General features: G+C 67.6%; 16 protein-coding genes. 8 read left to right on the top strand and 8 right to left on the bottom strand.

Annotation, left to right across the window (positions count from 1 at the left end; all coding sequences use genetic code 11):
• Window positions 1-2 precede the first annotated feature (2 nt).
• From FHR97_RS19040 to FHR97_RS19030, 3 genes are all read right to left on the bottom strand, one after another.
• Window positions 3-1400 carry a c-type cytochrome gene (locus tag FHR97_RS19040; protein ID WP_183385377.1) on the bottom strand — a complete coding sequence of 466 codons (1398 nt, stop codon included), beginning with the start codon at window positions 1398-1400 and terminating at the stop codon, window positions 3-5.
• A gap of 104 nt (window positions 1401-1504) precedes the next feature.
• Entirely contained in the window at window positions 1505-2104 is a 600-nt protein-coding gene (locus FHR97_RS19035) for a DUF938 domain-containing protein (protein ID WP_183385376.1), read from the bottom strand.
• Between the two features lie 98 nt (window positions 2105-2202).
• On the bottom strand, window positions 2203-2736 hold the full coding sequence (locus FHR97_RS19030) for a DUF1269 domain-containing protein (protein ID WP_183385375.1): 534 nt from the start codon (window positions 2734-2736) through the stop codon (window positions 2203-2205).
• Window positions 2737-3049: 313 nt separating this feature from the next.
• On the opposite strand from FHR97_RS19030, the gene hutC reads away from it, so the two are divergent.
• Complete coding sequence (hutC, locus tag FHR97_RS19025) at window positions 3050-3760, top strand: histidine utilization transcriptional repressor HutC (RefSeq protein ID WP_183385374.1); 711 nt, start codon at window positions 3050-3052, stop codon at window positions 3758-3760.
• Between the two features lie 96 nt (window positions 3761-3856).
• Here the strand turns inward: hutC and FHR97_RS19020 are convergent, their stop codons facing one another.
• Window positions 3857-5185: a YjiH family protein gene (locus FHR97_RS19020; RefSeq protein WP_183385373.1), complete on the bottom strand. Its 1329-nt coding sequence runs from the start codon at window positions 5183-5185 to the stop codon at window positions 3857-3859.
• Between the two features lie 308 nt (window positions 5186-5493).
• Here FHR97_RS19020 and hutI point away from each other — a divergent pair, with 308 nt between their 5' ends.
• From hutI to FHR97_RS18990, 6 genes are all read left to right on the top strand, one after another.
• Window positions 5494-6717, top strand: a complete 1224-nt coding sequence (gene hutI / locus FHR97_RS19015; protein ID WP_183385372.1) for an imidazolonepropionase — start codon at window positions 5494-5496, stop codon at window positions 6715-6717.
• Window positions 6701-7657 (top strand): formimidoylglutamase, encoded by a 957-nt coding sequence (gene hutG / locus FHR97_RS19010; protein ID WP_183385371.1) that lies wholly within the window; start codon window positions 6701-6703, stop codon window positions 7655-7657. The genes hutI and hutG overlap by 17 nt, the downstream gene beginning before the upstream one ends.
• Window positions 7658-7713: 56 nt before the next feature.
• Entirely contained in the window at window positions 7714-9402 is a 1689-nt protein-coding gene (hutU, locus tag FHR97_RS19005) for a urocanate hydratase (RefSeq protein ID WP_183385370.1), read from the top strand.
• Between the two features lie 121 nt (window positions 9403-9523).
• Window positions 9524-11056, top strand: a complete 1533-nt coding sequence (gene hutH, locus FHR97_RS19000) for a histidine ammonia-lyase (protein WP_183385406.1) — start codon at window positions 9524-9526, stop codon at window positions 11054-11056.
• 96 nt (window positions 11057-11152) lie between these two features.
• The gene (locus FHR97_RS18995; RefSeq protein ID WP_183385369.1) at window positions 11153-12499 is read left to right on the top strand and encodes a Na+/H+ antiporter family protein; all 1347 of its coding nucleotides are present in this window, start codon (window positions 11153-11155) and stop codon (window positions 12497-12499) included.
• A 387-nt stretch (window positions 12500-12886) separates the two neighbouring features.
• Window positions 12887-14221, top strand: a complete 1335-nt coding sequence (locus FHR97_RS18990) for a Na+/H+ antiporter family protein (RefSeq protein ID WP_183385368.1) — start codon at window positions 12887-12889, stop codon at window positions 14219-14221.
• 98 nt (window positions 14222-14319) lie between these two features.
• Here the strand turns inward: FHR97_RS18990 and FHR97_RS18985 are convergent, their stop codons facing one another.
• Window positions 14320-14775: a YchJ family protein gene (locus tag FHR97_RS18985; RefSeq protein WP_183385367.1), complete on the bottom strand. Its 456-nt coding sequence runs from the start codon at window positions 14773-14775 to the stop codon at window positions 14320-14322.
• Window positions 14776-14808: 33 nt separating this feature from the next.
• On the opposite strand from FHR97_RS18985, the gene FHR97_RS18980 reads away from it, so the two are divergent.
• Window positions 14809-17607, top strand: coding sequence for a cation-translocating P-type ATPase (locus tag FHR97_RS18980; RefSeq protein WP_246404135.1), 2799 nt, complete (start codon window positions 14809-14811; stop codon window positions 17605-17607).
• A gap of 170 nt (window positions 17608-17777) precedes the next feature.
• Here the strand turns inward: FHR97_RS18980 and FHR97_RS18975 are convergent, their stop codons facing one another.
• The 3 genes from FHR97_RS18975 to FHR97_RS20660 all read right to left on the bottom strand — a co-directional run bounded on the left by FHR97_RS18975 (window position 17778) and on the right by FHR97_RS20660 (window position 23419).
• Window positions 17778-19112: an HlyD family type I secretion periplasmic adaptor subunit gene (locus tag FHR97_RS18975; protein ID WP_183385366.1), complete on the bottom strand. Its 1335-nt coding sequence runs from the start codon at window positions 19110-19112 to the stop codon at window positions 17778-17780.
• Complete coding sequence (locus FHR97_RS18970) at window positions 19112-20902, bottom strand: type I secretion system permease/ATPase (RefSeq protein ID WP_183385365.1); 1791 nt, start codon at window positions 20900-20902, stop codon at window positions 19112-19114. The genes FHR97_RS18975 and FHR97_RS18970 overlap by 1 nt, the downstream gene beginning before the upstream one ends.
• 339 nt (window positions 20903-21241) lie before the next feature.
• On the bottom strand, window positions 21242-23419 hold the full coding sequence (locus FHR97_RS20660) for a type I secretion C-terminal target domain-containing protein (protein ID WP_183385364.1): 2178 nt from the start codon (window positions 23417-23419) through the stop codon (window positions 21242-21244).
• Window positions 23420-23513: the final 94 nt, after the last annotated feature.

Genomic DNA, 23513 nt, shown 5'->3' with positions numbered 1-23513 from the left:
GCTCATTCCTCCTCGCCCGGCGTTCTCGCCACGGCCGAGGCGGTACCGGGAAGGTCGTGAATATAGGCCACCACGTCACGGATGGCGGCATCATCCACCAGGACCTGGGCCATGTCGACCATCTGGTTGCCATAGGCATCCCGGGGATGTCGCCCGCGGATGCCGGCGCGGAAGTGCTGGAGCTGACGCACCAGGTACCAGTCGCTCATGCCCGCCAGGCGCGGGGCCCGATAGGCAGACCGTCCCTGCCCCTGGGGGCCGTGGCAGGTGGCACAGCTGCGGTAGAGCCGCTCTCCCATCCGCCGATCGCCCTCGACGGTCGCGGCCGTGGGCGCCACCGGCAGCGTCTCGATATAGGCCGCCAGGTCGCGGATCGCCGCCTCGTCCGGCAGGGACTGGGCGAAGGGCCGCATCTGCCGGCCATAGTCGTCACCCTCCCGGGTGCCACGGGCGCCGACGCGAAAGTTGTGCAGCTGGCGGCGCAGGTAGTCGGCGTCCAGGCCGGCGAGGCGTGGCGCGTTGGTGGCTTGCTGGCCCTGGCCCCGGGCCCCGTGGCAGGCCTGGCAGGCCGCATAGTGCGCCTTGCCCGCCTCGGGGTTTCCCGGACCACGGGCGATCAGCTCGCCATGGGTGGGTTGCTCGGCCAGCCAGGCCTCGAAGCGCTCCGGCTCGACCACCTGCACCCGGGCGCGCATGGCGAAGTGCGCGATACCACACAGCTCGGCGCACACCGCCTGGAACTCACCGGTACGCGTGGGGGTGAACCAGAAGTAGGAGACCTGGCCCGGGATGGCATCCATCTTGGCGCGGAACGCCGGCACCTTGAAGTTGTGCAGCACATCCTTGGAACGCAGCAGCACCTTCACCGGGCGGTCGACGGGCAACAGCACACCGGGACGATCCACCAGCACATCATCCTGGCCATGCGGGTCATCGGAGACGAGGCCGAAGGGATTGGCCTCGTCGATCAGCGCATTGCGGGCGCCGCCGAAGACACCGTCCCGGCCCGGGAAACGAAAGCTCCAATGCCACTGCTGGCCGACCACCTCGACCTCGTGGGCATCGTCCGGAACGCGAACGAAGTCGCCCCAGACGAAGAGCCCGGGGGCCAGCAGGGCAGCGATGCCCAGCGTGGTGATGCCGGTCAGCCAGAGCTCGAGCCGCTTGTTCTCCGGCTCGTAGAGGGCGCGCCTGTGGCGCTGGTGGCGATAGCGGATCAGGGCGACGGCCATGAACAGGGAAATCGCCAGGAAGACCACGCCGGTCACCCAGAAGGAAATGCCGATCGTGACATCGATGGCCCCCCAATTGGACGCCAGGGGAGTCAGGTGCCAAGGGCTCAGGAAATAGAACAACACCGAGCCCCCGGCCAGTACGATCAAGGCAATCGCCATCGCCATCGGTGGCCCCCCTTGCCCGCCACACGGCCTCGCAGCGCGCGAATGGCAGACCTCTGTGATCACTCTAGTGACTCGCCTGGGAGATCGCCAACCAGGGCGCGGTGTCAGGGGCGGCGCCAGACCAGGCCGAGGTTGTTGGCCGGCATCTCGACTATACACTCCAGAACCAGGCCATGAGGGTGGGCCTCGGCGACCACGGCCTCGAGATCTCGCACCCCCCAGCGCGGGTCACGGGCTCGGAGGTTCGCGTCGAAGGCCGCGTTGCTGTCCGAGGTGTGCCGCCCACTCCGCCGATAGGGACCATAGAGGAAGAGCACGCCCCCCGGCACCAGGTACCGCCCGGCCCGGGCCATCAGCGCTGCGGTCACGTCCCAGGGAGAGATATGCAGAAGGTTGATGGCGACGATCGCCTCGAACTCGCCGTCGGGCCAGTCGCTCGTGATATCCAGCTCGAGGGGGACACGCAGGTTGGACGGCCCGAGCGCATCCCGCCAGGCGGCGATCGATGCCCGGGCCCGAGGGGACGGGTCGCTGGGCTGCCAGTCCCAACCGGGCATCGCGCGGGCAAAGTGGAGCGCATGCTCGCCGCTACCGGCGGCCAGCTCCAGCACCCGGGCCCGCTCGGGCAGGAGCCCGGCCAACACCTCGAGGATCGGGACACGGTTGCGCGATGCGGCGGGGCTCTGCAGGCGGGCATCGGTCATGGTCACCTCGGTTGTCGCGTCACTGGGGCAGGCGATGGTAACCCGGCGGACGCCGCGACGTCGTCCCGGCCCACCTCTCCCGGGGACACCGGTGGCTCCTAGTCGCCCGTCCCCAGGTGATGCTGGCGCTCCCAGGCGGTGACCTTGTCGATGGTGACGTCGGGGTGGTGGCGGTGGATGATCGAGCGGATCCGCTCCTCGCGCTGATCCGAGACGTCGACCATCATCAAGAAGGCGCCTCGCTCGAGCTCGTCCTCATACTTGTCGACCTTGGCGTCGTGCACCGATACGCCGACCATGGTGCTGACCCACACCCCGAACAGGCCACCGCCGATGGCCATGCCGACGATGATGGCCATGGCCCCGACACCGATGTCCGAGCCCAGGACGAAATACACCAGCACCCCCAGCAGCCCCCCCAGGGGGGCCCCATAGAGTACCCCCCGATAGGCCGCATGAACCACATCCGAGGTCTGGCGCAGCGTGGCATTGTTGACCCCGCGTTCCTCGAGATGCTGCCAGTCGCGCCCGGTGACATGCACCTGTTCGCGGGTCAGCCCGAGTTCGTCGAGTTCCTGGGCGATGTTGACGGTCGTATCCAGGTCAGGCGTCAGGAAATAGAGACGTGACATGACTCACCCTCCACTTGCTGGAGCGGGCGACACGACGCCACAAGGTGCACCTCTCCCCGTGCCTGCCACTTCCCGTCGCGAACTTCCCCCGTGGAATGCTTGTGGCGACTTCGTCGACCCGCGCGTCAGGGGACGCATTGATATCAACATCGTGGAAGTTCGACGTCCCGGCAAGTGAAGCCACCATGCCGCACCGCCGAATGGGGCTCCCGGCGCCTCAACGCGGCCGTCATGGGGTGCTCCGGGCCACGCCCCCGGGTAGACTGTTCGGCACGACGCCATCGACACCACAGTGAAGGATTCACGGCCGACCATGGGCAGTACTCTCCCGCTCTACCTCAGGATCCAGCAGCACCTGCTGGAGAAGATTCGCGGCGGCGAATGGCCCCCTCATCACCAGATTCCCCCCGAGGAACAGCTGGCCCGCGACTTCGGCGTCAGTCGCATGACCGCCAACAAGGCGATCCGCGACCTCGTGCAGCAGGGCTACCTGACGCGCCAGCCGGGGGTCGGGACCTTCGTCACCGACCACAAGGCGGAGTCTTCCCTGGTCGAGGTCCACAACATCGCCGCCGAGGTGGCCGGCCGCGGCCATGGCCACACCAGCCAGGTGCTGTCCGCCGAGGCCCTGGAGGCCAGCGACGAGGTATCGATGCGCCTCGGGGTCCGCCTGGGCACCCGGGTCTTCCATACCCTGATCATCCATCGCGAGGATGGCGTGCCCATCCAGCTGGAGGACCGCTACGTCAATCCGCGCCATGTGCCCCACTACCTGGAGACGGACTTCACCACCGTGACGCCCAACGAGGTGCTGGTGGCGGCCTGCCCGATCAGCGACGTGGAACATGTCGTCGAGGCCGTGCTGGTGGATGCCACCACCGCCGACCGACTGGAGATTCGCCCGGAACAGCCCTGCCTGCGCATGATCCGGCGCACCTGGTCCGGCGACCACCTGGTCAGCTATGCCCGGCTGATCCACCCGGGGGACCGCTACAAGCTGCGCTCCTCCCTGCATACCGGCTGACGCCCTCCCCCATACAGTGCGGCCGGAGGCCTCTCGCCTCCGGCCGCTGCGGGCCTCCCTTCCCGTCTCTCCCCGCCGACTCGGCCGGCGCCCCGCCTAGCCGAGCAGGGGCTGTACCAGGTAGCCGGCCGGCACCGCCAGCAGCAGACTCAGCGCCACCCGCAGGAACCAGACGATGACGATGCGTCCCACCGACAGCGGAATGCTGGTGGAGAGGATGCAGGGGATCGAGGCGGAGAAGAACAGCACCGCGGACACCGAGACCACGCCGGTGGCGAAGCGGGCCACGAAGCCGGCATCGCCCATCAGCAGGGCCGGCAGGAACATCTCGGCCAGCCCCGCCGCCGCGGCCTGGGCCACGCCCGCCGCCTCCTCGAGGCCCCAGACGGCGACGAAGGGGTAGAACAGCCAGCCGAGCCACTCGAACACCGGGGTGTACTTGGCCAGCAGCAGTCCCGCCAGTCCCACCGACATGATCGAGGGCAGGATGCTGATCGCCATCACCAGCCCCTCACGAACGTTCAGCGCCACGCTGGCCGGCAGGCTCGGCGCCTTGGCGGCCACGTCCAGCCCGGTATGCCAGGCGGTGGCCAGCCGCTTGCCGGGCACCGCCTCGGGCTCGGGGTCGGTCTTGGCGTCATCCATGCCGGACAACGGCGGGATACGCACGGTGATGGCAGTGACCAGGAAGGTGATGACCAGGGTCAGCCAGAAATAGGCGTTCCAGACGCTCATCAGGTCCAGGGTCTTGGCGACGATGATCATGAAGGTCGCCGAGACGGTGGAGAAGCCGGTGGCGATGATCGCCGCCTCCCGGGCCGAATACTCGCCGGCCTGATAGACCCGGTTGGTGATCAGCAGGCCGATGGAGTAGCTGCCCACGAAGGAGGCCACGGCGTCGATGGCGCTGCGCCCCGGCGTCCGCCAGATCGGGCGCATGATCGGCTGGACCAGTACCCCGATCAGCTCGAGCAGGCCGAAGCCGATCAGCAGCGCCAGGAAGACGGCACCGATCGGCACGATCAGGCCCACCGGGATGACCAGCTTCTCGAACAGGAAGGGCAGCATGTCCGGCGTGTGCAGGAAGGCCGGCCCCCAGCCGGTCAGGGCCAGTACCGCGGTCAGGATGCCGGCGAACTTGAGCACCGTGAAGATCCCGTCCGTCAGGCTGCGCCGCCAGCTGCCCGTGTAGAGCGGGTAGAGGGCCCCCGCCACGATCAGCGCCAGCGCATAGACGCCGCTGGCCTCGCCCAGCAGCCGCCTGGCGCCGGTGACCATGTGATCCAGCGGGATGGTGGTCGTGCCGCCCAGGGTCAGCGGCACGAAGAAGATCAGCACGCCCAGCAGGCTGGGCAGGAAGAGTTTCAGCACGGTGGCGGCCGAATGCCGGCGCTCGGCCCGGGGAATGGAGGGAGGAACAGACATGGAACGCTCCTGGGTTGTCGTTGTGGTGGCGGCCTCGGGGTGCCGTGTAATGTATATACAATAAGGCCGTACGGAGCGCCAACAATCTCCCGGCGCCACGCCTCATACTTTGGTCTATGCCGCTTGCCGAATGACCTCACTCCGCGACCACAAGAAAAAATATCCTATTGTTTTTGTTTGTGTTTAATCCGTTTCCGCGCCCTCTTCCCGCCTCTTTCACCGTCGAAACGGAATCGCAGGCAGGGGGTGACGCGTCGCGAAAGATCGACTAGCATTTGTATATACAAATCGAGCAGGAGGGCTCCCCCATGACCCAGACCACAGCGACCCGCCGACTCTGGCGCGACGTGACCGTCTTCGACGGGCTGGCCACCCGGCCCGAGCCCATGGCGGTCCTCGTCGAGGGCGAGCGCATCGCGCGCCTGATCCCGATGCAGGACCTCGAGGCCGGCCTGGCCGACGCCTGTCAGGACATGGGCCGTGGCGGGGTGATGACCCCGGGGCTGGTGGATTGCCACACCCATATCGTCTTCGGCGGTGGCCGCGCCGACGAGTTCGAGGCCCGGCTCGAGGGCGTCAGCTACGCGGAGATCGCCCGTCGCGGTGGCGGCATCCTGAGCACCGTGAGTGCCACCCGCGAGGCCGACGAGGAGACGCTCTTCCGGGCCGCCCTACCCCGCCTGGAGGCGATGATCGCCGACGGCGCCACCACCGTGGAGATCAAGTCGGGCTACGGCCTCACCGTGGCGGACGAACTCAAGATGCTGCGCGTGGCCCGCCGCCTCGGCGAGGCCCTGCCCGTCCGCGTGGTCACCACCCTGCTCGGCGCCCACGCCCTGCCGCCGGAATACCGGGACGACGCCGATGCCTACATCGACCTGGTCTGCGAGGAGATGATTCCGGCGGCCGCCGACGAGGGCCTGGCCGATGCCGTCGATGTGTTCTGCGAGACGATCGCCTTCTCGGTGGCCCAGTGCGAACGGGTCTTCCAGGCCGCCCGCGCCCATGGCCTGCCCATCAAGGCCCACGCCGAGCAGCTCTCCAACCTCGGCGGCACCGCCATGGCGGCACGCCACGGCGCCCTCTCCGCGGACCATATCGAATACCTCGACGAGGCCGGCATCCAGGCCATGCGCGAGGCCGGCAGCGTGGCGGTGATCCTGCCCGGGGCCTTCCATACCCTGCGCGAAACCCAGGCGCCGCCGATCGCCGCCCTGCGCGCGGCCGGCGTCCCCCTGGCCGTGGCCACCGACGCCAACCCCGGCAGCTCACCGCTGTTCATGCCGAGCCTGATGCTGAACCTGGCCTGCACCCTCTTCCGTCTCACGCCCTCCGAGGCCTTGGCCGGGATGACCGCCCATGGCGCCGCCGCGCTGGGTCGACCGGAGCTGGGCCGGATCCAGGAAGGGGCGCCGGCCGATCTCTGCGTGTGGAACATCGATTCGCCGGCGGAACTGGCCTACGCCGTCCAGCCGGGCCGCCTGCGTCAACGTGTCTTCCAGGGAGTCCCGAGCCATGACGTCCAAGCGTGACTGTCCCACCGTCGACATGACCCTCTGGCAGGGCCGCACGGATCCGGAGCCGAACAGCGAGCGCTGGCATCAGTGCATCCGCCCCCTGCAGGACGACGCCCTCCCGGGCAGCGTGCTGATCGGCTTCGCCAGCGACGCCGGCGTGGCCCGCAACCAGGGGCGCCCCGGTGCCGCCGAAGGCCCCTCGGCCATCCGCCGCGCCCTGGCCCCGCTGGCCTGGCACCGCGACGGGCCCGCCTACGACGCCGGCGACGTGCGCTGCCAGGGCGATGCCCTGGAGGCCGCCCAGGAGGCCCTGGCCGAACGCCTGGCGCCGCTGCTCGACGCCGGCCACCTGCCCATCGTGCTGGGCGGTGGCCACGAGGTGGCCTACGCCAGCTGGTCCGGGCTGGCCAGGCACATCGAGCCCCGGGAGCGCGCGCCCCGGATCGGCATCATCAACTTCGATGCCCACTTCGACCTGCGCGACCCGGCCCAGGTGCGCTCCTCCGGCACGCCCTTCGCCCAGATCGCCGAACGCTGCCAGGCCCGCGGCTGGCCCTTCCGCTACGCCTGCCTGGGCGTCAGCCGGGCCGCCAATACCCGCGCCCTCTTCCAGCGTGCCGAGGCACTCGACGTGCTGGTCCGGGAGGATCGCGACTTCGACCCGCTGCGCCTCGACGCCATCCGGCGCGACGTCGGGCGCTTCGCCGCCCGTTGCGACCACCTCTACCTCACCATCGACCTGGACGTGCTGCCTGCCGCCGAGGCGCCGGGCGTCAGCGCGCCCGCCCCCCGCGGCGTGTCGCTGGCCCTGCTCGAACCACTGCTCGAGGCGGTCCGCGACAGCGGCAAGCTGCGCCTGGCCGACCTGGCCGAGTGCAACCCCCGTTTCGACGTGGACGCCCGCACCGCCAAGGCGGCGGCGCGGCTCGTCCATCTGCTGACCCTGAACGGCTGAACCGGCACGCCAGCCGTCAGCCCCCTTACCGCGAAAACCCAGCGAGGATTCCGAGCATGTCCCCTACCGACAAGCGTCACGACCCGAGCCGCCGGATCGCCGCCCCCACCGGGCCCGAACTGTCCTGCAAGAGCTGGCTCAGCGAAGCGCCGCTGCGCATGCTGATGAACAACCTGCACCCGGACGTCGCCGAGCGCCCCGAGGACCTGGTGGTCTACGGCGGCATCGGCCGCGCCGCCCGCGACTGGGAGTGCTTCGACAGGATCGTCGAGACCCTGCAGCGCCTGGAAGACACCCAGTCGCTGCTGATCCAGTCCGGCAAGCCGGTGGGGGTGTTCGAGACCCACAAGGACGCTCCCCGGGTGCTGATCGCCAACTCCAACCTGGTGCCGGCCTGGGCCAACTGGGAGCACTTCAACGAGCTGGATCGCAAGGGCCTGATGATGTACGGCCAGATGACCGCCGGCTCCTGGATCTACATCGGCTCCCAGGGCATCGTCCAGGGCACCTACGAGACCTTCGTCGAGGCCGGCCGCCAGCACTACGACGGCAACCTCGAGGGCCGCTGGATCCTCACCGCCGGCCTCGGCGGCATGGGCGGCGCCCAGCCGCTGGCCGCCACCCTGGCCGGCGCCTGCTCGCTGAACATCGAGTGCCAGCAGTCGCGCCTCGACTTCCGCCTGCGCACCCGCTACCTGGACGAGCAGGCCGAGGACCTGGACGACGCCCTGGCCCGCCTCGAGCGCTACACCGCCGAGGGCCAGGCCATCTCCATCGGCCTGTGCGCCAACGCCGCCGACGTGCTCCCCGAGCTGGTCAAGCGCGGCGTGCGGCCGGATATGGTCACCGACCAGACCAGCGCCCACGATCCGCTGCACGGCTACCTGCCCTCCGGCTGGACCTGGGACGAGTACGTGGCCCGCGGCCAGAGCGAGCCCGAGGCGGTGGTCCAGGCCGCCAAGCGGTCCATGGCGGTGCACGTCCAGGCCATGCTCGACTTCCAGGCCCAGGGCATCCCGACCTTCGACTACGGCAACAACATCCGCCAGATGGCCCAGGAGGAAGGGGTCGAGAACGCCTTCGACTTCCCTGGCTTCGTCCCGGCCTACATCCGCCCGCTGTTCTGCCAGGGCATCGGCCCGTTCCGCTGGGCGGCGCTGTCCGGCGACCCCGAGGACATCTACAAGACCGACCAGAAGGTCAAGGAGCTGATCCCGGACGACCCGCACCTGCACAACTGGCTGGACATGGCCCGCGAGCGCATCAGCTTCCAGGGGCTGCCGGCGCGGATCTGCTGGGTCGGCCTCAAGGATCGCGCGCGCCTCGGCCAGGCCTTCAACGAGATGGTCGCCAACGGCGAACTCAAGGCGCCGGTGGTGATCGGCCGCGACCACCTGGACTCCGGCTCGGTGGCCAGCCCCAACCGCGAGACCGAGGCGATGCAGGACGGCTCCGACGCCGTGTCCGACTGGCCGCTGCTCAACGCCCTGCTCAACACCGCCGGCGGCGCCACCTGGGTGTCGCTGCACCACGGCGGCGGCGTGGGCATGGGCTACTCCCAGCACGCCGGGGTGGTGATCGTCGCCGACGGCAGCGAGGACGCCCACGTCCGCCTCGGCCGGGTGCTGCGCAACGACCCGGGTACCGGGGTGATGCGTCACGCCGATGCCGGCTATGACATCGCCCAGCGCTGCGCCGTCGAGAACGGCCTCGACCTGCCGATGGTCGAGGCCACCCAGCGCTGAGCGGGTCACCCGCGCCTCCCCTCAACCGCCCGCCGCCGGCGATGTAGCGCCGGCGGCGGGCACCGAGAACGACCTGGCCCTGTCGAGGGTCAACCCAATGACACCCATGAGTGAATCACCCATGTCGCATATCGAGATCCCCCCCGGTCACATGACCCTGGCCCAGGCGCGCCGGGTCTTCGAGGCCCCCGTGACGGTCAGCCTGCCCGAGAGCGCCGATGCCGACATCCAGCGGGGCGTCGACTGCGTCAACCGTGTGGTCGCGGAAGGTCGCACCGTCTACGGCATCAATACCGGCTTCGGCCTGCTGGCCCAGACCCGCATCGAGGACGACCGGCTCGAGGACCTGCAGCGCTCCCTGGTGCTGTCCCATTCCACCGGTGTCGGGGCGCCCATGGACGACGCCCTGGTGCGCCTGATCATGGTGCTCAAGGTCAACAGCCTGGCGCGCGGTTTCTCCGGCATCCGTCGCCAGGTGCTGGATGCGCTGATCGCCCTGGTCAACGCCGAGGTCTATCCGCAGATCCCGCTGAAGGGCTCGGTGGGCGCCTCCGGCGACCTGGCCCCGCTGGCCCATATGAGCGTGCTGCTGCTCGGGGAAGGCAAGGCCCGCCACCGGGGCGAGTGGCTGCCGGCCACCGAGGCCCTGAAGATCGCCGGCCTCGAGCCGCTGACCCTGGCCCCGAAGGAGGGACTGGCCCTGCTCAACGGCACCCAGGTGTCCACCGCCTACGCCCTCAAGGGCCTGTTCGAGGCCGAGGACCTGTTCGCCGCCGCCAGCGTCTGCGGTGCCCTGACCGTGGAGGCGACGCTGGGGTCGCGAGCCCCCTTCGATGCCCGCATCCATGAAGTGCGCGGTCAGCGCGGCCAGATCGACGCCGCCGCCACCTATCGCCACCTGCTCGGCAGCCGGAGCGAGATCAGCGACTCGCATGCCGACTGCGACAAGGTCCAGGACCCCTACTCCCTGCGCTGCCAGCCCCAGGTGATGGGCGCCGCCCTGACGCAGATCCGCCAGGTGGCCGAAGTGCTGGCCGTCGAGATCAATGCGGTCTCGGACAACCCCCTGGTATTCGCCGAGCAGGACGACATCCTCTCCGGCGGCAACTTCCATGCCGAGCCGGTGGCCATGGCCTCCGACAACCTGGCGCTGGCCATCGCCGAGATCGGCTCGCTCACCGAGCGGCGCATCTCGCTGATGATGGACAAGCACATGTCCCAGCTGCCGCCCTTCCTGGTCGAGAAAGGCGGGGTCAACTCCGGCTTCATGATCGCCCAGGTCACCGCCGCGGCCCTGGCCAGCGAAAACAAGGCGCTGGCCCATCCGCACAGCGTCGACAGCCTGCCGACCTCGGCCAACCAGGAGGATCACGTCTCCATGGCGCCGGCCGCCGGCAAGCGCCTGTGGGAGATGGCCGACAACGTGCGCGGCATCCTGGCCATCGAATGGCTGGCCGCCAGCCAGGGCATCGACATGCGCCACGGCCTGACCACCACGCCGGCCCTGGAGGAGGCGCGTCAGGCGCTGCGCGCGCGTGTCGCCCATTACGACGAGGATCGCTTCTTCGCGCCGGACATCGAGGCGGCCAGCGAGCTGCTGGCCAAGCGCACCCTCAGTCGCCTGGTGCCCGGCGACCTGCTGCCCAGCCACTGACGCCATCCCGACCGACCATCCGCTTCCCTCATGGGGAGGCGGACGGTCCTCGCGCGACCCAACAACAACCATCGATTCCCAAGGGGCATCCACAACATGAATGCTGTCGTCCTGGCCATCCTGGTGATGGTCACCCTGAGTCTCGCCCGCGTTTCCGTGGTCTTCGCGCTGATCGCCGCCTCCCTGGTGGGGGGCCTCTACGCCGGCATGCCGGTCGGCGAGATCATCGAGGCCTTCAACGACGGCCTCGGCAACGGCGCCACCGTGGCCATCTCCTATGCCGTGCTCGGCGCCTTCGCCGTGGCGCTGTCGCGCTCCGGCATCACCCAGCTGCTGTCCCAGCGGGCCATCGACCGCCTGCATCTCGATGAGGGGATACCCCATCGCAAGATGATCGTCTTCGCCCTGCTCGGGATCCTGCTGGCCGCCTCGGTGAGCTCCCAGAACCTGATCCCGGTGCATATCGCCTTCATCCCGGTGCTGGTGCCGCCGCTGCTCAAGCTGATGAACCACCTGAAACTCGACCGGCGGGCGGTGGCCTGCGTGATCACCTTCGGCATCACCGCCCCCTACATGCTGCTGCCGGTGGGCTTCGGCTCGATCTTCCTCCACGACATCCTGCTCGCCAACCTCAACGAGGCGGGCGGCGCCCTGGGGCTCGACGTGACCCCCGGCATGGTGCCCACCGCCATGATCGTGCCCATCGGCGGCATGGCGCTGGGGCTGCTGGTCGCCACCCTGTTCAGCTACCGCAGCAAGCGCGAGTATCGGGACCTGGACCTGGCGCATGGCGACGAAACCCCGGCCCAGGCCGCCCAGCACCTCAAGCCCTGGCAGCTCGGCGTCCTGGCGATCGCCCTGGGCGGCACCGTGGCCACCCAACTCGTCACCGGCTCCATGGTGCTCGGTGGCATCTTCGGCTTCGCCCTGCTGTCGGTGAGCCGTGTCTTCCACTGGCACGAGCAGGACGGCATCTTCACCGAGGGCATGCGCATGATGGCCCTGGTCGGCTTCATCATGATCTCGGCGGCGGGCTTCGCCAGCGTCATGCAGGCCAGCGGTGAGGTCGAGGCGCTGGTCAACAGCTCCACCGACCTGATCGGCGACAACAAGGGCCTGGCCGCGCTGATCATGTTGCTGGTCGGCCTGTTCATCACCATGGGCATCGGCTCGTCCTTCTCGACCATCCCGATCATCGCCTCGCTCTACGTGCCCCTGGCGATCAACTTCGGCTTCTCGCCCATGGCCACCGTGGCCCTGGTCGGCACCGCCGCCGCCCTAGGCGACGCCGGTTCGCCGGCCTCGGACTCCACCCTCGGACCGACCGCGGGCCTCAACGCCGACGGCCAGCACGACCACATCTGGGACAGCGTGGTGCCGACCTTCCTGCACTACAACCTCCCGCTGATCGCCTTCGGCTGGCTCGCCGCCATGACGCTCTGATCCGGCCCCACGACAGGCCGGCCCGCCACGGGCCGGCGCTCCCAGGGCTATCGCAGTTAGCGTTGTCGCTCGGGGCCGATCCGTCGACAGGTCTGCGAGGGGGCGCTGTGAACCCCTCCCTGGGCGCTACCGACGCCCTGCGGCGCTCTCGCGTCCCGCTCCGCTTGCAGGTCCGGTGCTGGCCATCCATGGCCAGCCCGTTCGGAGGAATCCTCCTCACCCATGGCGTAGGACCCCCTCTTCGACCTGTCCCCGGCGCCCCTCGCCAGCCCCAACTGCGATTGCCCTGCCGGCGCTCCCGGTTTCCTGGCATCGAGGGCCCAGATGACTACAATGGGGCGCTTCGTTGATTCGCCCCCTAAAGTCGTCGCCCCGCAAGGACCGCTCATGAATGCCGTCGTCCTGGCCATCCTGGTGATGGTCACCCTGAGTCTCGCCCGCGTCTCCGTGGTCTTCGCGCTGATCGCCGCCTCCCTGGTGGGGGGCCTCTACGCCGGCATGCCGGTCGGCGAGATCATGGACGCCTTCAACGACGGCCTCGGCAACGGCGCTACCGTGGCCATCTCCTACGCCGTGCTCGGCGCCTTCGCCGTGGCGCTGTCGCGCTCCGGCGTCACCCAGTTGCTCTCCCAGAAGGCCATCGCCGGCCTGCACCTCGACGCGGGCATCCCCCACCGCCGCGCCATCGTCCTCACCCTGCTCGGCGTGCTGCTGGCCTTCTCGGTCAGCTCCCAGAACCTGATCCCGGTGCATATCGCCTTCATCCCGGTGCTGGTGCCGCCGCTGCTCAAGCTGATGAACCACCTGAAGCTCGACCGCCGCGTCGTGGCCTGCGTGATCACCTTCGGCATCACCGCCCCCTACATGCTGCTGCCGGTGGGCTTCGGCTCGATCTTCCTCCACGACATCCTGCTCGCCAACCTCAACGACAACGGCCTGGACGTCACCGCGCAGATGGTGCCGATGGCCATGGTGGTGCCCATCGCCGGCATGGCCCTGGGGCTCGCCGTGGCGGTGCTGGTGAGCTATCGCGGCAAGCGGGACTACGAGGACCGTGACCTGGCCCATGGCGACGAGACGCCCGCCGAGGCCGCGCGGCACCTCAAGCCCTGGCAGATGGGCGTACTGGCGCTCGCCCTGGTGGGCACCGTGGTGGTGCAGCTGATGAGCGGCTCCATGGTCCTCGGGGGGCTGTTCGGCTTCGCCCTGCTGTCGGTGAGCGGCGTCTTCCACTGGCACGAGCAGGACGGCATCTTCACCGAGGGCATGCGCATGATGGCGCTGGTCGGCTTCATCATGATCTCGGCGGCCGGCTTCGCCAGCGTCATGCAGGCCAGCGGCCAGGTCGAGACCCTGGTGGCGAGTTCCACCGAGCTGATCGGCGACAACAAGGGCCTGGCCGCCCTGGTCATGCTGCTGGTCGGCCTGTTCATCACCATGGGCATCGGCTCGTCCTTCTCGACCATCCCCATCATCGCCTCGCTCTACGTGCCCCTGGCCATCAACTTCGGCTTCTCGCCCATGGCCACCATCGCCCTGGTGGGCACCGCCGCCGCCCTGGGCGACGCCGGCTCGCCGGCCTCGGACTCCACCCTCGGGCCGACCGCCGGCCTCAACGCCGACGGCCAGCACGACCACATCTGGGACAGCGTGGTGCCGACCTTCCTGCACTACAACCTCCCGCTGATCGCCTTCGGCTGGCTCGCCGCCATGACGCTCTAGGCATCCGGCCCCCTCCCAGGCCAGATACAGGAGGCCCGCCGCTACCTACCGGCAGGGCCTCTTCGCATCGTCGATCAGTCCTACGCACTGGGGGCGGGCTATCCGCGCACGCAGCAGGCCTTGCCCTTCCTGCCGCTGCCGCAGGGGCAGGGATCGTTGCGCCCCGGCTTGAGACGCGTCACCGAGGGGGCGCCGTCCACGTAGCGCCAGCGTCCCGCCTCGCGGCGAAAGCGGGAGACCTCCTCCAGCACGCCCCAGCGACGCCCCTCGCGGAAGGTGGCGCGGAAGTGCACCCGCCCGGTGTCGCCGGCGTGCTCGTGGTCGAGGATCTCCAGGCCAACCCAGCGGGTGGCGTCGTCAGGCGGCAGTGAGGCCGGCCGGGTCTCCGGCGCCCAGGTGGCCAGCAGGTAGTCGGTGAGCCCCAGGGCGAAGGCGCTGTAGCGCGAGCGCATCAGTGCCTCGGGGGTCGGTGCCGGCTCGCCTCGATGATAGGGCCCGCAGCAGTCGGCAAGCGGCAGGCCGCTGCCGCAGGGGCAGGGATCGGTGTCGGTCATGGTATTTGATCCGGATCAAGGATGGTCCCCGCGATGATAGCGGATCCCGCCCCATCCTTGCCGCCCGCGCTGCGCTGCAGCATAGTCGTCTTCATCGTCCTCGCCCCGGAGGCCTCGACCATGGATGTCGGCTATCGCCCCACTCCCCCTGCCTGGCACGCCCTGAGCGTCGAGCAGGCGCTCGCCCGCCTGGACAGCCGCCCCGAGGGGCTCGCCGCCACCGAGGCCGAGACCCGCTACCGCCGCTTCGGCCCCAATCGCCTGCCCCAGGCGCGCCCCCGCTCCGCCTGGCGGCGGCTGCTGGCCCAGTTCGCGAACCTGCTGATGCTCATCCTGGTCGTGGCCGCCGTCGGCAGCCTGGTGCTCGGGGAGGTCGTGGACGCCGCCGCCATCCTCGGCGTGGTCGGCATCATCGTCCTGATCGGTTTCATCCAGGAGGGCCGCGCCGAACAGGCCCTGGCCCGCATCCGCGACCTGCTCGCCCCGCGGGCCCAGGTGCTGCGTGACGGTCGCCGCTGCGATATCGCCGCCGAGGCGCTGGTCCCCGGGGATATCGTGCTGCTCGAGAGCGGCGATCGGGTACCGGCCGATCTGCGCCTGCTGGAGGCTCGCCGGCTGCGCCATCAGGAGGCCACGCTGACCGGCGAGTCGCTGCCGGTGGACAAGGACAGCGCTCCGGTGCCGGAAGACGCCGAGCTCGGCGATCGCAGCGCTATGGCCTATGCCGGCACCCTGGTGGCCCAGGGAAGCGCCCGGGGCCTGGTGGTGGCGACCGGGGCGGATACCGAGCTCGGCCGCATCTCCGCGCTGCTCGGCAATGTCGAGAAGCTGCGCACGCCGCTGCTGCGCCAGCTGGACCGGGCGGGGCGGGTGCTGGCGACGCTCATCCTGGCGTGTGCGGTGGTCACGGCCGTGATCGGGGTGATAATCCACGACCAGCCGGTGGCGGCGATGTTCATGGCCGCGGTGGGACTGGCGGTCGCGGCCATTCCCGAGGGCCTGCCGGCCATCGTCACCATCGGCCTGGCCCTCGGGGTGCAGGCCATGGCCCGCTGCCAGGCCATCATCCGCCGCCTGCCCGCGGTGGAGACCCTGGGCTCGGTGTCGACCATCTTCTCGGACAAGACCGGCACCCTGACCCGCAACGAGATGACCGCCCAGGCGATCTGGCTGCCCGAAGGCGAGATCCGTCTCGACGGCACGGGCTTCGCCCCGCAAGGCGAGCTGCATGCGGTCGAGGGCGACGCGGCCCGCCGGGAGGCGCTGAACCTCGACGACCATCCAGCCCTGCGTCACTTCCTGAAGGTCGGTGTGCTGTGCAACGACGCCGAGCTGGTCCGCGAAGGTGAAGAATGGCGCATCCACGGCGACCCCACCGAAGGGGCCCTGGTGGTGGCCGCGGCCAAGGCCGGCCTGTCGGCGGCCGAGATCCGCGGCGATCACGACCGGCACGACGCCATCCCCTTCGAGTCCGGGCGCCAGTACATGGCCACCCTCCACAAGGTGGAAGGGGAACCGGTCCTGCTGGTCAAGGGCGCCCCCGACCGGCTGCTGGCGAGGTGCCACAGCGTGCGCACCGCGCAGGGCGAGGCCGAGCTGGACCCTGCCCTCTGGGAGCAGCGCCTCCAGGCCCTCTCCAGCCGCGGCCTGAGGGTGCTGGCCCTGGCCGAGAAGCCGCTGCACGACCTCCACGACCTGACCGACGAACACGTCGAGGCGGGGCTGGTGCTGTTGGGCCTGGTGGGCATGTGGGACCCGCCCCGGGAGGAGGTCGCCGCCGCCGTGGCCGAGTGCCGTGCGGCGGGCATCCGGCCGGTGATGGTCACCGGCGACCATGCCGCCACGGCGCGGGCGATCGCCGAGCGCCTGGGGTTCGAGCAGACGCAGCGGGTGATCACCGGTCACGAGCTCGAGACGCTATCCGACGCGGCGCTGGCCGATGCCGTCCTGACGGTCGATGTCTTCGCCCGGGCCGCCCCCGAGCACAAGCTGCGCCTGGTCGAGGCCCTGCAGTCCCGGGGGAAGGTCTGCGCCATGACCGGCGACGGGGTCAACGACGGCCCGGCCCTCAAGCGCGCCGACGTCGGCGTGGCCATGGGCCGCCAGGGCACCGCGGCGGCCCGGGAGGCCGCGGAGATGGTCCTCGCCGACGACAATTTCGCCACCATCGTCGCCGCCATCCGCGAGGGACGGAAGGTCTACGACAACATCCGCAAGACCATCACCTTCCTGCTGCCCACCAACGGGGCCCAGGGACTCGCGATCATGCTGGCGGTGCTGTCCGGGTCGCTGCTGCCGGTGACCCCGATCCAGGCGCTGTGGGTCAATATGGTGGTGGCCGTGACCCTGGGCCTGGCGCTGGCCTTCGAGCCCGGCGAGCACGACCTGATGCGACGTCCCCCGCGGGACCCGGATGCGGCGCTACTGGACCTCTTCCTGCTGTGGCGGGTGATCTTCGTCTCGACGCTGTTGCTGCTGGCCACCTACGGCGTCTTCTCCTGGATCCACAACGCCCAGGGAGGCGACATCGCCCAGGCTCGGGCCGGCGCGGTGAACATGCTGGTGGCCGGCTGTGCCGCCTACCTGATCAACAGCCGCTACCTGACCCGCAGCGTGCTGTCCCGACAGGGGCTGTTCGGCAGCCGTCCGGTGTGGGTGGCCATCGGCCTGATCGCCGTGATCCAGCTGGCCTGGACCTACGTGCCCGTCCTGCAGCGGCTGTTCGGCGCCGCGGGCCTGGCCCCGGCACACTGGGTGGCGATCCTGGCCACCGCGGTGGCCGTGCTGCTGATCGTCGAGGCGGAGAAGGCGCTGCTGCGCCGACGGGGCTGACCCCGGGGCTGTCCCTCAGCCCCGGCGCTTGGTGCGCGCGGTGGCCTCGGCCGAGCGGGATTTTCCGGCGGGAGCGACGTGATGGCCCCGTTTCCCCAAGACTCAACACATCGAAACCTCAGTATCCATTACAGGCCCCTCCCTTCCACGCGCCTTACGCTACCAAGGAGTCAGTCTTCGCGCATGGCGCGCGCCAGCATGTCGTTGATGGGCTTGGCGATATAACTGGCGAGTGTCCGTTCCCCGGTACGCAGCATCACCTCGGCGGGCATACCGGACAGCAACTGCATGTTATCGGTCATGTCCTCGTGGCCCCGCTCGGTCACCTGGACTCGTACCCTGTAATACCGAGTGCTGGTAGCCTCATCCACGAAGCTGTCCGCCGAGACATGCACGACCCTTCCCTCGATGACGTTGGACAGCCGCTGGTTGAAGGCGCTGAAGCGGATCTCGGCCGGCTGGCCGACATAGACGTTGTCGACGTCCCGGTCCACGACCCGGGCCTCGACCACGAGGCCATCGCCGCTGGGCACGATATCCAGCAGGGGGTCTCCTGGCCCCACCACGGCCCCCAGGGTGTGCACCTTCAGATCCACCACGGTGCCTGCCACGGGGGCCGTCACCAAGGTACGGCGTGCCTCGTCCTGAAGGGCCGCGATACGCTCCTCGGCGTCCGTGACCAGGGCCTGGACGTCCCACAACCTCTCGCCAACCTCCTGCTGGTACTCCTGGAGGCGGACCTCCTTGTTCTGCAGGGTCTCGCCGATCTGCGCCTTCAGGCTGGCGACGCGGGCACGGTCCTCCGCCATCTCGCTCTCGAACTCGAGGATCTGCCGCTCCACCTCTCGCAAGCGGACGTTGTTGCCCAGTCTCTGCCGGAGCAGGGCACGATGATCCGCCGCCTCGCGGCTCAGCGAATCAATGCGTTGGAACATGATCCGGTCCTTGGTCTCCAACCCGGCGATTTGTTCCTGCATCTGCACGACCTGGGCATCGAGGGACAACAGGGTGCCCTGCAAGGATTCACGCCTGGCATGGAAGAGGCGCCCCTGGACACGGATCACCTCCGCCACTCGCGACGAGCCGACATCGATCAGGTCCTGCGGAAACGCCAAGGTGGCCTCCCCGGCCTGTTCGGCCAGCAGGCGAACTTCGCGCGCCCGGGCGATGGCGTACTGGGACTGGGCGATCTGCAATGCGGCACGCACCTGGGTATCGTCGATGACCAACAGGGGCTCACCGGCGTCAACGCCATGGCCGTCCTCGACGAGAATCCGCTCGACGATGCCCCCTTCAAGGTGCTGGATGGTCTTCTTGAAGGATTCCACCGAGAGGGAGCCGGGTGCGACCACCACGACGGCGAGATTGGCGGAAAGCGCCCAGCCCCCGAATCCCCCGAAAGCCACCAGGAGCAGCGCCAATCCCCAGCGACAACAGGCCTGGTCGGCAAGGGGAAGCGTTGTGGGGCGAGCCTTCACACTCGACGCTGGCGTTGGGTGGCTCATCAGGACGGCTCCTCGCCGCCACCCCGTTGGGTGGCGGCCTCGTTAACGGACTGACTCAAGGGAGACAAGCGCCCGTTCACCCCCACCCCCTTGCCATTCAGCCTGACGCCTGTCGCAGGCCGGGTGATCTGACCAAGGACCTCGCAGGCAGTCCCCCATCGATCCATGCGCCCCTCCTTCAGCACCAACAGCTTGTCCACTCCCTGGAGGATCGCCGAGCGATGGCTGATCACGAACAGGGTGGTGCCCTCTCGCTTCAGCTGCTGGAGGCATGCGGTGAGTGCTTTGTCCCCCTCAGCATCGAGATAGGCGTTGGGCTCATCGAGCACGACCAATACCGGGCGACCATAGAGGGCCCGAGCCAGCCCGATGCGCTGGCGTTGACCGCCGGAAAGGGTGCCGTTGCCGTCGATCTGGGTATCGTATCCTTGAGGCAGGCGAAGGATCATCTCATGCACCCCCGCCTTTCTGGCCGCCTCTACGACCTGAGCGGCGTCGATTTCATCGAAGCGGGCAATATTCTCGCTGATAGAGCCATGGAAGAGCTCGATGTCCTGGGGCAGGTAGCCGAGGTAGGCGCCCACCTCCTGTCGATTCCATTGCGTGATATCGGCACCATCGAGGCGCACCGTGCCCGCCAATGCAGGCCAGATGCCCAGCACGGCCCTGGCCAGGGTCGACTTGCCCGCGGCACTGGGCCCGACGATTCCGACCTGTTCGCCTGGCTGTACCGTGAAGTGGATGCCAGTAATGGCCGGTTGTCGCTCCCCCGGGGCCGCCGCCGCGACGGCTTCCACGCTGACATGGCCCTTCGGGGGCGGCAGCTCCATGCTGTCGCCATCGGGGGGTATCTTGGCGAGCAAGTCGGCAATACGCCGATAGGCGCCACGGGCCCCGACCACGCCCTTCCAGCCACCGATCATCTGGTCGATGGGAGCCAACGCGCGGCCCATGATGATGGAGCCCGCGATCATCATGCCCGGCGAGACTTCCCTCTGGAGTACCAGGTAGGCCCCTAGCCCCAGGATCAGGGACTGGAACATGATGCGCAGCATCTTGGAAAGGTTGATCAGGATGCCCGCCCGATCGCTGGCTGCTGACTGATAACACAGGGCATCGTGATGCCTCGACGCCCACCGCTGCATGACCTGAGGCACCATGCCCATGGCCTGCAGCACCTCGGCGTTGCGCAGATTGCTGCTGGCCAGGTCCCGGGACTGGATGTTCTCGCTGGTAGCGGCCGACAGCAGTCGCCGGGTCGATATCTCATTGGCGATCGCCAATGCCAGCAGCAGGAGGCCCGCCACGGTGGCAAAGACCCCAAGCCACACATGGAACAAGAACAGGACGCCCAAGTAGAGCGGAATCCAGGGCGCGTCGAAGAAGGCGAAGAGCCCGTTACCCGTAAGAAACTGGCGGATGCTGGCCAGGTCGTTGAGGGGCTGCACCGACGGCAGGCCGGGAACCGTCAGGGTCTTCTTTATCATGGCCCCATAGAGCCGTTCGCCGAGTAGCGTCTCCAGCCGGTTACCGACCCTGACCAGGATCCGGGAACGAACCAGTTCGAGCCCGCCCATGACGAGGAAGAGAAAGACCGCGATCAGTGTCAACAGTAGCAATGTCTCCTCGCTGTAGGTGGTGATGACGCGATCATAAACCTGGAGCATGTAGATGGCTGGAACCAGCATCAGCAGGTTAATGAACAGGCTGAAGAACCCGACCATCAGGAAGGATTTGCGGCAGGTTCCCAGGACTTGCCAAAGCTCATCGTTTGAATGGGGGTCAGCCATGCCATCCTCCCTACCACTTCAATGAGTGACTAACTGCCTTCCGCCCTATCACCAGCGCTCCGGACATGGCCTTGTCCAAGCAGCATCATCGGGTAAGGCACATAAGCTCCGCTGTTACAAAAGCCCCTTCAATAAAGTAGTCGAGAGTTTAATAGCCACCCGATAACAACTTAGTAACGTCTTGATATCATGATCATCGAACGCACATCATGCAGACATGGGCCATGTTAAGGTACGAACAATACTTGGCATGGCTCCCCGTTCACCGATGCGTCATGGCAGTAACAACATGCCGCCTGGCAAGGTGCACCAGGCGGCGCCTCCGAGACCGGCGAGCGATCAGAGGAGCTCTAGATTCTGGTTTGCCAGCAGCGCGTCCGCATCGATACCGCTCACGCCCACCAGAACGGCCACATCCTCGGCCGCATACGCCTCCCCGGCACCGTCGCGATCCACGCTGACCACGCTATCGCCGTTCTCCTCCCGGACCTGGACGAAATCCGCCAGCGTGGACGTCTGCGGGTCGTAGCCCTGCAACAGGGGAGCGACGACCAGCACATCCGCGTCCTCGCCGCTGCCCATGGTGAAGTCGAGGAGGGTATCGACGCCGAGGTCGTCGACCGGCTCGAAGATAAAGCGGTTATTGCCCGTCCCGCCGGTCAGGGTGTCGTCACCAGCTCCGCCGGTCAGGCTATCGTCCCCGCTCGCCCCATCCAGGGTGTCGGCGACATCGCTGCCGATCAGGGTGTCGTTTCCCTCGGTGCCGGTGATATCCTTAGATATGGCAATTTCTTGGTTTAAATCCACCAGATGCCGTACGGCGATCTGGTTACCCTCCTGATAAGCCAGCGCCAGGCTTCCGCCGGCGAGTTCCACGATGCTCGGGCTAGCTTGCTGACCAGAAACCTCTTGCGAAAGACGGAACTCGGGGCCCACGGCCATGCCATCGGCATCGTAGCGCTGACCATAGATGCCATACTCGGAGCCATCCTGATCTTGAGATCCCCAGGACACCACGAATCCGCCATCGGCGAGGGAGGCCACCGACGGCCACACTTGGTTACCCGTGGTGTATGTATTGACTTGGAATTCCCCCCCTACGGTAGTGCCGTCGGCGGCATAACGCTGCCCATAGATACCATTGTTGGAGCCATCCTGGCCAAAGGACTGCCAAGTCACCACGAAGCCGCCATCAACCAGGGCAGCTACAGACGGAGATGCTTGGGTGCTCGAAGTGTATGTATTGATCTGGAACTCCCCCGCCACGGTCGTGCCATCCGCTGCATAGCGCTGGCCGTAGATGCCCCAACCGGAGCCGTCCTGACCAGAGGATTCCCAGGTCACCAAAAAGCCACCATCGGCTAGGGAAACAACCGATGATCGCAGCTGGTTGCTCGCCGTGGTTGCATTGACCTGGAACTCGCCCTCCACAGCCGTGCCGTCATCCGCAAAGCGCTGGCCATAGATGCCATACCCGAAGCCGTCCTGACCATCCGATGACCAGGTCACCATGAAACCTCCATCTTCCAGCGCGGCCACTGAAGAATAACGCTGATCGTCCACCGAATAGGTATTGATCTGAAACTCACTTCCTACAGCTGTGCCGTAGGCGTCATAGCGCTGACCATAGATGCCATACCCGGAGCCGTCCTGATCATAAGATGACCAGGTCATCACGAAGCCACCATCAGCGAGGGAAGCCACCGAAGGATAATATTGATTAGCCGTAGTGGTCGTATTGACACGGAATTCACCTGTCACGGCGGTGCCATCGGCGGCATAGCGCTGCCCATAGACACCATACTGGGATCCATCCTGATCATAGGATACCCAGGTCACCACGTAGCCCCCATCGGCCAAAGGCGTGATATGTTTGCCAGGGACGGGTAAACCCTTTGAATAAGGGCTTGTGCTAGTGACGGCATCGTCCGCTGCAAAGGAAGCGGTTTCTCCTCCTATGGCTGGTGCCTCACCATCGAGGGAAACCACCAAGCCTTCAGATGAATCTAGAAACGCCATGGCGATGGTGCCATCCGAGAGTTCTACGACCTTGGATTGGCTCTGACTGCTGAGGGTTGATGCATGCAAATATTGCTCGACTCCGACAGTATTGCCCTCGACATCATAGCGTTGACCGTAAATGCCAGAGAGGTAGCCATCCTGTTCCCAGGACTCCCATGTCACCACGAAGCCGCCATCATCCAAGGCTGCCACAGACGGATTTGCTTGGGTACTCGTAGTGTATGTATTGATCTGGAACTCCCCCGCCACGGTCGTGCCATCCGCTGCATAGCGCTGGCCGTAGATGCCCCAACCGGAGCCATCCTGACCATTGGAATGCCAGCTCACCACAAAGCCGCCATCGGCCAAAGCGGCTACGGACGGAGTGGATTGACTGCTAAAGTTGAAAGTATTGACTTGAAATTCTCCTTCCGCGGCCGTTCCATCAGCCGCATAGCGCTGCCCATAGATACCATAGTTGGAGCCATCCTGATTATAGGACTGCCAGATCACCACGGAGCTATGGTGATTTCTGGTGTACGGGAGGAGGTAGGAAGGGTGGCGTATCCTGTTGATTGATCACGACCAAGATCTCAATCAACACGAGCGG

The organism is Halomonas stenophila, from assembly GCF_014192275.1.
Classification (GTDB): Bacteria; Pseudomonadota; Gammaproteobacteria; order Pseudomonadales; family Halomonadaceae; genus Halomonas; species Halomonas stenophila.
The sequence above is the reverse complement of the archived record's forward strand: the minus strand, read 5'-3'. Positions and strand labels throughout refer to the sequence as shown.

Excerpts from the sequence above, each read along its gene's own strand:
- FHR97_RS18995 (WP_183385369.1), top strand. The coding sequence starts at position 11,153 with ATGAATGCTGTCGTCCTGGCCATCCTGGTGATGGTCACCCTGAGTCTC.
- hutU (WP_183385370.1), top strand. The coding sequence starts at position 7,714 with ATGTCCCCTACCGACAAGCGTCACGACCCGAGCCGCCGGATCGCCGCC.
- FHR97_RS19040 (WP_183385377.1), bottom strand. The coding sequence starts at position 1,400 with ATGGCGATGGCGATTGCCTTGATCGTACTGGCCGGGGGCTCGGTGTTG.
- hutC (WP_183385374.1), top strand. The coding sequence starts at position 3,050 with ATGGGCAGTACTCTCCCGCTCTACCTCAGGATCCAGCAGCACCTGCTG.
- hutH (WP_183385406.1), top strand. The coding sequence starts at position 9,524 with ATGTCGCATATCGAGATCCCCCCCGGTCACATGACCCTGGCCCAGGCG.
- FHR97_RS19030 (WP_183385375.1), bottom strand. The coding sequence starts at position 2,736 with ATGTCACGTCTCTATTTCCTGACGCCTGACCTGGATACGACCGTCAAC.
- hutG (WP_183385371.1), top strand. The coding sequence starts at position 6,701 with ATGACGTCCAAGCGTGACTGTCCCACCGTCGACATGACCCTCTGGCAG.
- FHR97_RS18985 (WP_183385367.1), bottom strand. The coding sequence starts at position 14,775 with ATGACCGACACCGATCCCTGCCCCTGCGGCAGCGGCCTGCCGCTTGCC.
- FHR97_RS19020 (WP_183385373.1), bottom strand. The coding sequence starts at position 5,185 with ATGTCTGTTCCTCCCTCCATTCCCCGGGCCGAGCGCCGGCATTCGGCC.
- FHR97_RS18975 (WP_183385366.1), bottom strand. The coding sequence starts at position 19,112 with ATGAGCCACCCAACGCCAGCGTCGAGTGTGAAGGCTCGCCCCACAACG.
- FHR97_RS19035 (WP_183385376.1), bottom strand. The coding sequence starts at position 2,104 with ATGACCGATGCCCGCCTGCAGAGCCCCGCCGCATCGCGCAACCGTGTC.
- FHR97_RS18970 (WP_183385365.1), bottom strand. The coding sequence starts at position 20,902 with ATGGCTGACCCCCATTCAAACGATGAGCTTTGGCAAGTCCTGGGAACC.
- hutI (WP_183385372.1), top strand. The coding sequence starts at position 5,494 with ATGACCCAGACCACAGCGACCCGCCGACTCTGGCGCGACGTGACCGTC.
- FHR97_RS18990 (WP_183385368.1), top strand. The coding sequence starts at position 12,887 with ATGAATGCCGTCGTCCTGGCCATCCTGGTGATGGTCACCCTGAGTCTC.
- FHR97_RS18980 (WP_246404135.1), top strand. The coding sequence starts at position 14,809 with ATGATAGCGGATCCCGCCCCATCCTTGCCGCCCGCGCTGCGCTGCAGC.